Annotated in this window: 12 protein-coding genes and 1 pseudogene; 4 read left to right on the top strand and 9 right to left on the bottom strand. The window is 44.2% G+C overall.

Features of this window, described 5'->3' with window-relative positions; translation table 11 throughout:
* Positions 1-29: 29 nt before the first annotated feature.
* The 8 genes from modD to rng all read right to left on the bottom strand — a co-directional run bounded on the left by modD (position 30) and on the right by rng (position 7499).
* On the bottom strand, positions 30-875 hold the full coding sequence (gene modD / locus EL144_RS03645) for a ModD protein (RefSeq protein ID WP_005702778.1): 846 nt from the start codon (positions 873-875) through the stop codon (positions 30-32).
* A 9-nt stretch (positions 876-884) separates the two neighbouring features.
* Positions 885-1484 (bottom strand): ABC transporter ATP-binding protein, encoded by a 600-nt coding sequence (locus EL144_RS03650; protein WP_032994703.1) that lies wholly within the window; start codon positions 1482-1484, stop codon positions 885-887.
* Position 1485: 1 nt separating this feature from the next.
* Positions 1486-2283: an ABC transporter permease gene (locus tag EL144_RS03655; protein WP_005702776.1), complete on the bottom strand. Its 798-nt coding sequence runs from the start codon at positions 2281-2283 to the stop codon at positions 1486-1488.
* Complete coding sequence (gene modA, locus EL144_RS03660) at positions 2258-2995, bottom strand: molybdate ABC transporter substrate-binding protein (protein ID WP_005702775.1); 738 nt, start codon at positions 2993-2995, stop codon at positions 2258-2260. The genes EL144_RS03655 and modA overlap by 26 nt, the downstream gene beginning before the upstream one ends.
* 131 nt (positions 2996-3126) lie before the next feature.
* Positions 3127-4317, bottom strand: coding sequence for an aminotransferase class IV (locus EL144_RS03665; protein ID WP_005702774.1), 1191 nt, complete (start codon positions 4315-4317; stop codon positions 3127-3129).
* A 56-nt stretch (positions 4318-4373) separates the two neighbouring features.
* On the bottom strand, positions 4374-5072 hold the full coding sequence (locus EL144_RS03670) for an SIR2 family NAD-dependent protein deacylase (protein WP_005702773.1): 699 nt from the start codon (positions 5070-5072) through the stop codon (positions 4374-4376).
* A 14-nt stretch (positions 5073-5086) separates the two neighbouring features.
* Entirely contained in the window at positions 5087-5734 is a 648-nt protein-coding gene (gene grxB, locus EL144_RS03675; RefSeq protein ID WP_005702772.1) for a glutaredoxin 2, read from the bottom strand.
* Between the two features lie 289 nt (positions 5735-6023).
* Positions 6024-7499 carry a ribonuclease G gene (gene rng / locus EL144_RS03680; protein WP_005702770.1) on the bottom strand — a complete coding sequence of 492 codons (1476 nt, stop codon included), beginning with the start codon at positions 7497-7499 and terminating at the stop codon, positions 6024-6026.
* Between the two features lie 138 nt (positions 7500-7637).
* On the opposite strand from rng, the gene putP reads away from it, so the two are divergent.
* The 4 genes and pseudogenes from putP (at position 7638) to EL144_RS03700 (ending at position 12260) form a co-directional block, all read left to right on the top strand.
* Entirely contained in the window at positions 7638-9158 is a 1521-nt protein-coding gene (gene putP, locus EL144_RS03685; protein WP_005702769.1) for a sodium/proline symporter PutP, read from the top strand.
* Between the two features lie 14 nt (positions 9159-9172).
* Positions 9173-10138 (top strand): tRNA 5-methoxyuridine(34)/uridine 5-oxyacetic acid(34) synthase CmoB, encoded by a 966-nt coding sequence (cmoB, locus tag EL144_RS03690; RefSeq protein WP_005702768.1) that lies wholly within the window; start codon positions 9173-9175, stop codon positions 10136-10138.
* An 85-nt stretch (positions 10139-10223) separates the two neighbouring features.
* Positions 10224-11522, top strand: coding sequence for an adenylosuccinate synthase (gene purA, locus EL144_RS03695; RefSeq protein WP_005702767.1), 1299 nt, complete (start codon positions 10224-10226; stop codon positions 11520-11522).
* Between the two features lie 67 nt (positions 11523-11589).
* Positions 11590-12260 (top strand): annotated as a pseudogene (locus EL144_RS03700) (DUF484 family protein).
* Positions 12261-12562: 302 nt separating this feature from the next.
* On the opposite strand, the gene EL144_RS03705 reads toward EL144_RS03700, so the two are convergent.
* Complete coding sequence (locus EL144_RS03705) at positions 12563-12847, bottom strand: hypothetical protein (RefSeq protein WP_032994700.1); 285 nt, start codon at positions 12845-12847, stop codon at positions 12563-12565.
* Between the last annotated feature and the right edge of the window lie 9 nt (positions 12848-12856).

Raw genomic sequence — 12856 nt, forward strand, 5'->3', positions numbered from 1 at the left:
AACCGCACTTTACGCCACATTTATTATTGTTATTGCCGCTCAATCACCACTTTAATATCTTCCGGCGGTGCATAATAAGGGGCGGAGGTGATAAATAAATGAATGCCCAACTTGGCATAATCGGCGACATTATTTTTATTTACGCCGCCTGCAACAGAAAGGGTGATTTTTTTACCGCTTGCCGCCACCAAAGACAATGCACGCTTCACGTCATCCACCGACCATTTATCCAGTTGAATAATATCCGGTTCGGCATCGAGCATTTGTTCAAATTGACTGAAATTATCCGCTTCCAAAGTAATTTTATTTTCCGGCGCTTCCCGTCTTAAACGTTCCACGATTGCCGTCCAATTATCGGGTTCCGCAAGCAAGTTGCGATGATTGGTAAACACCAGCAACGTTTCACTAATGCCTTGGCGATGAATATGCCCGCCCGCGGCCAACACCGCATTGGTCGCCAGCTTTCGGGTATTCGGAATGCTTTTACGGGTACAAGCCACCACCGCATGAGGATGAATGGCTTTGGCATTAGCGATCATATCCGCCGTGTATTGCGCCACGCCACAAGACCACTCCAACACCAACTGAACCACTTTCCATGCCTGATGTAATTTGTCGCCGGAAGCCACCGCACTTAACAGCACCATGCCGGCGTCAACGGTTTCGCCTTCCTGCACATAAACCTGAGGTTCAATATCCAGTTTTTTCAGCAATTTTTCTGCCACACCGATTCCCGCCACAATACCGGCATTTTTACGTTTAAATAAAATTCTCGCCGATACGTTGTCCAAACCGAGCGCACGCGTCGTCAAATCGCCACGATAAATATCCTCCAATAAAAAATCGTCTAATTCTTTATCTGAAAAATAAATCATGTGTTCTCCTTAAATAAATCGTCCTAAATGCAATCTAACCTGTCTTCCTGCTAAAAAATCCGCCTCTTTCGGCTCATGTGTTACTAATAATGTGGTGATCTGCAATGCCTGAGTTAGGCTTTTTACCTCATGCCAAATATGCTCACGGGTTTGCCAATCAAGAGAAGAAAAAGGCTCATCCAATAACAGCAAATCTGGCGGATGGATTAACGCTCTGGCAAGCGCTGCCCGTTGTTGTTCGCCACCGGATAATTGATGAGGATAACGATCAATTAAATGGGCGATTTTCAATTTTTCCAACAATGCCAACTGTTCTTCACGGGACGCATCGGATTTGGCGAGCATTAAATTACCGGCGACGCTTTTATGCGGAAATAAATACAAGCGCTGATTTAAATAACGGCAATTTCGTTGCCACGGTGGCAATACATTCAGATTTTTCTGTGCGAGTAAAATCTCGCCCTCGTAATCAATATAACCGGCGATCGCATTTAGCAAGGTGGTTTTTCCGCTACCCGACTCGCCCACTACGGCGACACATTCTCCTTTTGCTACACAAAGAGAAACCTGTTGCAAAATACCGGCCTGTAACTTTTCGATCTTCAGCATATTAAACATTCCGATTCAGCACCCGAAGCAAAAACAGCAAACAGGTAGCAATAAACAAGAGCCACAACGCGGCACCGATCGCAATTTCAAAGTCACCACTGGAGATATTCAGATACACCGCCATCGGCAAGGTTTCGGTTTTAAAGCGGGTGGCACCGGCAAGCATTAGTGTCGCGCCAAATTCCCCAATGGCCCGCGACCACGCCAAAATTGCACCGCCCAACAACGGCTTCCAGCACATGGGTAATTCCACTTTAAACAGCGTTCTGAAAGGCGATAAGCCTAAATTGTAGGCGGCGAGACGGTACCCCTGATCAAACGACGTGAAAATGCCTCTGGCATTGCGTAACAAAATAGACGAGGCGATATAAGTCTGCGCCACCACAATGCCGATCGGACTAAAAATCCATTGGCTGATCCCAGGAATCAGTTGGCTCAATATGCCCTGCGAATTAAACAACAGCAACAAACTCAAGCCTGTCACCAACGGCGGCAACACCATCGGCAAATCAAGAAACGTATCAATAAACTTTTGCAAAGGTAACCGCACTTGGCTCATCAGCCACGCGGATGGAATAGCAATACATAGCGCCAAAAGAAGAGAAATAAGCGAGGTACCGAGAGACATCCCTAAGGCGAAATGCAACTCTGCATCGAACAACGCTTTTTTGAAAAAATAAAAATCCAATTGCGCCGTTAAAGAAAGCACTGCGCCTACGACAATACATAACAACATAACCAGCGGAATCAGTGCTAACTTTAAACTGAGGCTTTTATTTAATAGGGAGGAAGCCTTCATTGGTAAAATATTTCACGCCTTGTTCGGATTTGAAAAAGTCTAACAACTGTTTGGCTTCTGTCGGCTGCTGACTTGAGGAAAGCAAACCAAGGGTCACTTTTTCTTCCGGCGTACCGACCGGGTTTGGTAATAAATCCACTTTATCACGCACTTTCCACGCCCCGGAACGACCAACAACCGCCGCATCCACATCCCCATTAAGCAAATACAACATCAATTGTTTAACCGTCGCCGCTTTCACCACCACTTTATCGTTAAGCTGTTGTTGATAACCGGACAGTTCAAAGATTTTTTCCGCACCTTTGCCTAATGCCATGGCTTTACTATCGCCAATGCCCAAACGCAACTGACTTTCCGCCAGTGCCTTGAAAGAATCAATCCCCGCGCTTTTATCCTTACGCACCGCCATCACCGGAATATGCAATACCACCGGCGCAACGTCTTTCACTTCATTCGCCTGTTGCAATTTTTCCACATAATCCGCCGAACCGGACAAGAACAAATCGCCGCTTTTCACCTGATTATAACGTGCCAAAAGCTGCCCCGAACCGCCGTATTCCACGGTGACTTTATTACCCGTATCCTTTTCAAATTGCTGAATAATTTTTTCAACCGGTTCTTTCAAGCCTGCGCCGGCATAAAGATACAAATCCGCTGCCTGCGCAGAAAATGCCGCCATCATCAACACGGCCAATGTTGCTACTTTTTTCATCTCACACTCCTGTTTAAAAAGTGAAGTAAATATAGCACATTGGTTATATAAAAATAAATATAATGAAAAATGCGATCAAAAAACACTAAGAATTTTGACCGCTCTTCGATTGTTAAACGCTAAAAACAAGGTTAATACTTGGGTTGGATCTGCTTAATATGATATCCAAATTTCGATTCTTGGATTTCCATCTCATAATATTTAGGCAATTCATTTTTATCTTTTGAAGAACAAAAATAATAGTGTTTATCTTGAGAATTATCTGTTAATTGAAGAAGATAGTTGCAACGTTCTCCATACAATTGATAGTTTGAATAATTCTCCTTAGATTCAACTGAATTTGTTATAACAAGATCATGATATTCCGGTGACTTTAACAGCGTATAAAGTTTACCGCCATAAGGCAAAATTACTCCTTTCAACAAGAATATACTTAGAATAATTGCAGCACTGATAGAAATCCCCCAAATATACAGCTTAGTAAAAGCATATATTGCCATCGTTTTGAAATGATTATGCTTAGCCAAAATAAAGACTAGCATAATAGAAAGAGCAATAACCGGATAATACAAATAATGGTAGAGTTCATATGGATAGGTTGTAAATTCAAAAGAAGGAGACACAACACAATAAAAGAAGAAGATGAAAAATAAAATAAGAAAAAGTAATACTTTCAATCTTGGCAATGTATATTTAGGTAATAAAGAATGATGATTTGTAATCGTTGAATTATTGACCGGCAATGCTCGATTCAAATCAAAAGGCTCAAACTCATTAACAAACATTATCTTGGTTATTCCTTCCATACCGGGAACATCAAGTAACCTTACCCTTTTTTCTTGTACCAACTGTTCTAACTCAGCTGTCATAAAGTCCGGTTTGGAATAGCTATACCAAAAAGTTTTATCCCAAAAAAGTAGATTGCTTTGAAGACCATTACGAAAGTAATTAACCCCCATATATCCGGAGTAAATAATTAACTCATCGCGGTCAGGAAATTCCTCTTTAAACTTCTCAACAATGTTATGATCCATTCGTAGTTTATAGTCTAGATTGCGAACAATTTCTACTTTTTTATTCTCTGAAAATTTATATTCAGAAAAAACGCATTCACAATCTTCATTATTATAATAAAAATCACAAAAATAATTCCCAAGTCGATATTGTTCCGGAACAACAATTACATCAGATAGGACTGATGAAATCTTAAAATTATTTTTATAACGTTTTGTTAAAGATGTTTCATAATGTTTTTGAACAATATAAGGATAAAGAATATTGCCGTTCTGTATGGCAACTCGTAGCCAAAGTGGATAGCGCATTTTAAGGTTCCTATGTGCTGTAATATATTTTATTTATTTAAAGTGCGGTCGTTTTTCTAAATGTTTTTTACTTTTCCTAATAACTCCGCCACTACTTTCGGTACGCCTTCGCCGGCTTTCATTTTTACTGTTTCCACCGGGCGTGGGATAAAGCCTGTATTTGGATTCGGGTCGATGAGGTAAATTTGGGCATTTTTCGGGGCTTCGTTGACCAAGCCGTTGGCGGGGTAAACCTGTAATGAAGTGCCGATAACCAGAACAACGTCCGCTTGCGAAACCAAGTCAATTGCCGGTTCTAACATGGGGACGTTTTCGCCGAAAAAGACAATATGGGGGCGCATTGGGTGTCCGTTCGGGTCTTTATCGTCCACGGATTGTTCGCCGAAGCAAGGTACGATGTAATCGGGGTCAAAACCGCTGCGCGCTTTGTTTAATTCGCCATGCAGGTGCAACACATTAGCACTACCGGCGCGTTCGTGCAGGTCATCTACGTTTTGCGTGATGATTTGCACGTTGTAGCCTTGTTCCAATTCTACCAAGGCCTTGTGTGCTGCGTTGGGTTGGACTGCAGAACAATTACGGCGGCGTTCATTATAAAAATCCAACACTTTTTTACGGTTACGTTGCAGGGCTTCCGGCGTGCAAACTTCCTCAATTTTATGCCCTGCCCATAAACCATCCTCCGCGCGATACGTCGGAATACCGCTTTCGGCGCTAATGCCTGCACCGCTTAATACGACACAAAGAGGTTTCATCTTCTCCTCCCCACCTAAATCGCCTTATCCCAATACAACGGCACGTTGCTCAAGCGGGACATGGTTTCCACATAGTTTTTTACTTTCGGCGGGAAATGGATGCCTTTTACACAGGTGAGGTTACGCAAGATTGGGAAAACGAGGATGTCTTCTAAGGAAAGATTGCCATTAAGTGCGGTGTCCGATTGGATTAAATCGGAGAGTTGAGCTAAATCAGGTGCAAGACGGGCGAGATAGGTGTCGGTATTTGCCAGATTGTCAGCGAAGTTGCCGATCGATTTTTCTTTATTTTCAGTGAAATAATTGACCGCACTTTGGGTGGCATATTCCAGTAAACCAAGGCGGGTAAAACGCGGGAGAACCAAATGATTGTGATAGCTTCCAACCTGTTTTAGCCAATCTTCTATTTGTGGACGAACCTTTTCCGATAAAACTTTTTCCCCGTAGTGTGCATCAATGTAACGCACGATATCCAAACTTTCCGGCATGGCTTCGCCGTTTTCTTTAACTAAAATCGGGACGATTTTTTGACCGATGAGCTTGGTTGGCGTTTCCACGTCATCGTTTAGGATCGTGACCAAGTCAACAGGCACTTTTTTCAAACCAAAAATCATGCGGGCGCGCACGCAAAACGGACAATGGTCGTAAACGTAGAGTTTCATAAGGTCTCCTTTTGTTGTTACTGTTGAGGAAAGTGCGGTGGGTTTTGCGGGTATTTTCGAAATTATATAGCAGTTGCACAAAGCTGAAATGACGGTCGCTGAGCTTGTCGATGTGTAAGTCATTTCAGCTTCTCCGATACACAAAACGAATGCTTCGACAAGCTCAGCAAGCGTTTTGTGCATTTGCTACATAATACCGGGTATTTTTAGATTGTATCGCTTGGTTTCCTCTATTTACGGAGGAAGTATAGGTGTTTCTAAAATACTCATAAAATCTACCGCACTTTTTTTACATCACCACCACATCAAACTGTTCTTGTGTGTAAAACGGTTCGGTTTTTATTTGAATTTGTTTGCCGATGAAAACTTCCAACTCGGCCAGTAAGCCGTGGGATTCTTCATTGATTAAATAATCGGCAACGGCGTGGGAGGCGTAAACCACAAATTGTTCGCTGGAGAATAAATGATGCACGCGGATAATTTCGCGCATGATTTCGTAACATACGGTTTCCACGGTTTTTACCCGTCCGCGACCTTCGCAAGTCGGGCATTCGCAACAAAGGATATGCTCCAAACTTTCGCGCGTGCGTTTGCGAGTCATTTCCACCAAACCTAATTGAGTGAAGCCGTTCACATTTGTTTTCACTGGATCGGAAGCCAACGCCTCTTCTAAAGATTCCAACACGCGAGTGCGGTGCAATTCGTTTTGCATATCGATGAAATCAATGATGATCATGCCGCCGAGATTGCGTAATTGGAGCTGTTGGGCGATGGCTTTGGTCGCTTCGATATTGGTGTTGAAAATGGTTTCTTCCAAATTACGATGCCCGACAAACGCGCCGGTGTTGATATCGATAGTAGTCATGGCTTCTGTTTGTTCGATAATCAAATAGCCGCCGGACTTAAGATTCACACGTTTATCCAACGCATTGTGAATCGCCGTTTCTACGCTGTACACATCAAAGAGCGGTTGATTTCCCGTATATAAAATCAATTTATCCGTGAGATTCGGGATAAATTCTTCGGTGAATTGTTTCACTTCGTTGAAACAAAGTCGGGAGTCAACATGAATACGATCTAATTTGGCACCGATAAAATCACGCAAAATGCGTTGAGTCAGCGCTAGTTCACCGTAAAGCATGGAACGGGTCGGGTATTTAGCACGACGCTCCAGCACTTTACGCCATAAACGTTTCAGGAATTCCGCGTCTTGTTGTAAATCCAGCTCACTTGCGCCTTCGGCAGCAGTGCGAATAATGAAACCGCCCAATTCATCGCATAACGGCAGCGCCAGTTCTTTCAAGCGGGCGCGTTCCTCCTCGCTTTCAATGCGTTGCGACACGCCCACATGGCTATTTTCCGGCATGAACACCAAATAGCGGGAAGGCAGCGTAATGTCCGTAGTAAGGCGCGCGCCTTTGGTGCCGAGCGGATCTTTCACCACCTGCACGACAATATCCTGCCCCTCGTGCACCAGCTGGGAAATGTCTTTTACCACAAATTGCTTTTGTTCGTTTTCATCCACGCATTCGGTGTGTGAGACAATGTCTGAGGCGTGCAAAAAGGCGGCTTTTTCCAAGCCGATGTCAACAAACGCTGACTGCATTCCCGGCAGCACGCGGGTCACGCGCCCTTTATAAATGTTTCCCACAATACCGCGTTTGCCTTGGCGTTCAATATGTACTTCTTTTAATATACCTGTTTCTACAAGGGCAATGCGCGTTTCGTTGGGTGTCACATTGACCAATAATTCGACCGAATCCATAATGTCCCTGCTCTTAAGTTTTCTAATTTTTTTCGTCTAATAAGTCTAACGAAAAGGAAAATAGAATAATAGGGGCAAATGCGGTAAAATGCGCCTCTTTTCACATTTTTCAGCAGTCTATGTACTAAGGTTGGTACGATGTTTGGATTAGATCCAACAATTATCACATTTGTTATTTATATCGTCGGCATGCTCGGTATCGGGATTGCCGCTTACTATTACACCCAAAATTTCTCCGACTACATTCTCGGCGGTCGCCGTTTGGGTAGTTTCGTCACCGCCATGTCTGCCGGCGCTTCCGATATGTCCGGCTGGCTGTTAATGGGCTTGCCCGGCGCAGTTTATTTATCCGGTTTGGTTGAAGGGTGGATCGCCATCGGTTTAACCCTCGGTGCGTACCTGAACTGGCTGTTTATCGCCGGTCGTCTGCGCGTTTACACAGAATTCAATAATAACGCTTTAACCCTGCCCGAATATTTTCATCACCGTTTCGGCACGTCCCATAACTTATTGAAGATCGTCTCCGCCACCATTATTCTGGTGTTTTTCACTATTTATTGCGCCTCGGGCGTGGTTGCCAGTGCGAAATTATTCCGCAATCTGTTTTTAATTGACTACTCCACCGCACTTTGGTACGGCGCGCTCGCCACCATCATTTACACCTTCATCGGCGGTTTCCTTGCCGTCAGCTGGACAGACACCATTCAAGCCACGTTAATGATTTTCGCGTTATTGCTCACGCCGGTTTTCGTGGTGATTTCCATTGGCGGCATTGACGAGTTGCAAAACGTCTTACAACAAGCGGAAATTAGCGCGCAAAAAGACTTTACGGATTTATTCCGCGGCACCTCCACCGTCGGCTTGCTAAGTCTTGCCGCTTGGGGCTTGGGCTATTTCGGGCAACCGCATATTCTGGCCCGCTTCATGGCAGCAGATTCCGTGCGCTCCCTAAATAAAGCCCGTAAAATCAGTATGATATGGATGGTACTCTGTTTGGTTGGTGCCGTTGCGATCGGTTTCTTTGGTATGGCATATTTCTATGCGAATGCAAACACGGCTTCTGCGGCTTTGGTAAACCATGAACCGGAACAAGTTTTTATTGAATTATCCCGACTATTATTTAATCCGTGGATCGCCGGTATTTTGCTTTCCGCCATTCTTGCTGCAGTGATGAGTACCTTAAGTTGCCAACTGTTAATTTCTTCCAGTGCCATTACTGAAGACTTTTACAAAGGCTTTATCCGCCCGAAGGCTTCAGAAAAAGAATTGGTTTGGCTTGGACGCGCCATGGTATTGATGATCGCCGCTATCGCCATTTGGATCGCTCAAGATCAAAACAGCAAGGTTCTGAAACTTGTGGAATTTGCTTGGGCGGGCTTCGGCAGCGCCTTTGGCCCGGTGGTTTTACTTTCATTATTTTGGAAACGCATGACTTCCTCCGGCGCCATGGCAGGCATGCTGACAGGTGCCATCACGGTTTTTGCGTGGAAAGAATGGATCCCGGCGAAAAGTGAATTGGCTCAAGTTTATGAAATGATCCCAGGCTTTTTACTGGCTACCCTTGTTATCATTGTCATTTCGCTGCTATCAAGCAAACCTGACGCCGAAACGCAAGAAACCTTTGAAAAAGCGCAAGAAGCCTACAAAAACGCCTTATAACGGGAACGCTAAAAATGATCGATTTTCGTCCTTTTTATCAACAAATCGCCACGACCCATCTTTCGCCTTGGTTGGAAACCTTGCCATTACAAATGAAACAATGGCAACAACAAACCCACGGGGAATATGCTAAGTGGGCAAAAGTCTTGGAATTTCTACCGCACTTATCGGCTTCCCGTATTGATCTGAAAAGTGCGGTCAAATCCGAACGTGATTCTGCGCTTTCCGACGGCGAACGCCAACGCATTATTCACCATTTAAAACAACTCATGCCATGGCGCAAAGGGCCTTATCATTTACTCGGCATTCATGTGGATTGCGAATGGCGCTCCGATTTCAAATGGGATCGCGTGCTACCACATTTAGCGCCATTGCAAGACTGCACGATTTTAGATGTGGGTTGCGGCAGTGGCTATCATATGTGGCGCATGGTGGGCGAAGGCGCGAAAATGGTAGTGGGTATCGACCCGACGGAATTGTTCTTATGTCAATTTGAAGCGGTACGCAAATTATTAAATGACGATCGCCGAGCCAATTTGATTCCTCTCGGCATCGAGCAAATGCAACCGCTTGCGGCATTTGATACGGTGTTTTCTATGGGCGTGTTATATCACCGCAAATCACCGTTGGATCACCTTTCCCAACTGCGTGCGCAACTGGTTAACGGCGGCGAATTGGTGCTCGAAACCTTAGTGGTGGACGGTGACGAAAACACGGTGTTGGTGCCGATGGATCGCTACGCCAAAATGAAAAATGTGTATTTTATTCCGTCCGTTGCCGCATTGATTAATTGGCTGCAAAAAACCGGCTTTAAAAATGTGCGTTGCGTGGATGTCGCCGTTACCTCATTAGAGGAACAACGCAAAACCGATTGGTTGGAAAATGAATCTCTCATTGATTTTCTCGATCCGAATGATCATAGCAAGACGATTGAAGGCTATCCCGCACCGAAAAGAGCGGTCATTTTGGCGAATAAATAAAGGAATTACATTGAGATTCAAGACTGAAAATAGTAAAGTAAGCAACCGTTGATTTTTATAAACTAAAGCTAAAAAGGCGGAAAATATGGGTAAAAGTGTTGTCGTTCTCGGCGCACAATGGGGCGACGAAGGAAAAGGAAAAATCGTTGACTTGCTCACTGATCGCGCCAAATATGTGGTGCGTTATCAAGGCGGCCACAACGCCGGTCATACCTTAATCATCAACGGTGAAAAAACCGTTCTACGTTTAATTCCATCAGGCATCCTACGCGATAACGTCACCTGTTTAATCGGTAATGGCGTTGTGCTTTCCCCTTCCGCACTTATGCAGGAAATGGGCGAATTAGAAAGCCGCGGCGTAAATGTACGTGACCGTTTATTAATCTCCGAAGCCTGCCCATTAATTCTGCCTTACCACGTTGCCATGGACCACGCCCGTGAAGCGGCACTCGGCAAAAAAGCCATCGGTACCACCGGTCGCGGCATCGGCCCGGCTTATGAAGACAAAGTCGCTCGCCGCGGTTTGCGCGTGGGTGATTTATTCAATCGCGAAGCCTTCGCCGAAAAACTCAAAAATCTCCTTGATTACTACAACTTCCAATTGGTGAATTACTACAAAGTCGAACCGGTTGATTATCAAAAAACCTTAGATGACGTGTTCGCTGTTGCCGATATTATCACCGGCATGGTTGCCGACATCACCACCATTTTAGATACCGCGCGCAAAAACGGCGACAACATTTTATTCGAAGGCGCACAAGGTACCATGTTGGATATCGACCACGGCACTTATCCGTATGTCACCAGCTCCAACACCACTGCTGGTGGCGTAGCAACCGGTTCCGGTTTCGGCCCGCGCAACTTGGATTATGTGTTGGGTATCATCAAAGCCTATTGCACCCGCGTGGGTAGCGGCCCATTCACTACCGAATTATTCGATGAGGTTGGCGCAGAAATTGCCCGTAAAGGGAACGAATTCGGTGCGGTCACCGGACGTCCACGTCGTTGCGGTTGGTTCGACGCGGTAGCCATTCGTCGCGCGATTCAATTGAACTCTATTTCTGGTTTCTGCATGACTAAATTAGACGTGTTAGACGGTTTCGATGAAGTGAAAATCTGCGTAGGCTACAAAATGCCAAACGGCAACATTGTAGAATACGCACCGCTTGCGGCAAAAGACTGGGAAGGTGTTGAGCCGATTTATGAAACCATGCCGGGTTGGAAAGAAAATACCTTCGGCGTAACCGATGTGAATCAATTACCGCAAACCTGCCGTAATTACATCAAACGTATCGAAGAAGTCACCGGCGTACCAATTGCCATTCTTTCCACCGGACCGGATCGCGTACAAACTATGATTTTGCAAGATCCATTTGCTGCGTAAAAACGTATAGAAAAATGACCGCACTTTTGAACTATGAAAGTGCGGTTCTTTTTTGGAGAGTTTTTTTATGAATGAACAGGAAAAAAACGTCGTCGAATACCTAACCGAACACCCTGATTTTTTCACCACTCATCCTGATTTGCTTGCCAAACTGTCCGTGGTTCACCCACAAAAAGGCACGCTATCTTTGGTGGAAGCACAGTTGGAACAACAACGCCAACAAATCAAAACCCTTACGGCATTCTTAGAAAAATTCCATCAACTTGCCTATCAAGAGGCAGACATTTTCTACGCACTCATGCCTTTACAAAAGAAATTGTTTCAAGCGGAAGATTTCCAACGGGTGAAGAAAAACTGAAACAATGGGCGCAGTCCTATGAACTGGACGGTGCAAAAATATTGCTATTTCGAAATGCGTGGCCAAAAAATGAAACCATTCCCGAACAATATTGGATTGACCGCAAGGCATTTGAACTGATTCGCTTGGAACGCCTCAGCTTGCGCCAATTTTACTTGGGCGATTTAAGCAACAAAGAAAAACACCTGATGTTTCTGCCGGAAGAATTTCCCATTGGCTCCGTGGCAATTTGTCTGCTTGGCGCAAAAACAAGCCACAAACCCACCGCACTTTTATTATTCACCTCCAGAGATACCGCTCGCTTCCATAACGGACAAGACACCACCTTCTTAAAACACATCGTGGACATTGTGGAATTGCATTTGGGAAGATGGGTGTAATTGCCCATAAAAGTGCGGTTGGTTTTTCAGGCGTTTTTTTAAATGATAACGGTCACATGCAATGCGACCGTGAAATTACCTCGATTTTCAGTTTGTTATCGAGTACGCGTCGGGAGACGCGCACTATCTGGGGGAATGATAAGAATGATATTTATCTTGCACTGAAAGAGGTTTGTGAGAAATAAGGCAATCATAGTAAAAGAGTTTGTTTTTACTAAACCTTTTACTATGGCTAGAATGTGCTTTAAAATGGCAATTTATCAACTAGTTGGTGTCTATTGACATTAACTTATATTTCTCTTTTAAGAAGAAATACTTTTCAAAAAATCATTAATCTCTGAAGTAGTTAAGTGAGAAATAAATTCAATATCTATATTTTCATCATCCCTCATGATTTGAACAAGTCCCGTAAAATCAAATAAAATCATTACCCCCCCCCCTGAATCTTTTAAGTAAGAAAAGTCGTATCCATCTAAAAATACGCCTCCATCGATCAAACAAACCACGATACCTTTATCTAAAGGGAACGAGTTTTTCCAATAAACAAGATCACCAAGCATTATATTTTGATGGGTAGCATATTTCATGAGAATTCC

The sequence above is a fragment of the Aggregatibacter aphrophilus ATCC 33389 genome (assembly GCF_900636915.1).
Lineage (GTDB): Bacteria > Pseudomonadota > Gammaproteobacteria > Enterobacterales > Pasteurellaceae > Aggregatibacter > Aggregatibacter aphrophilus.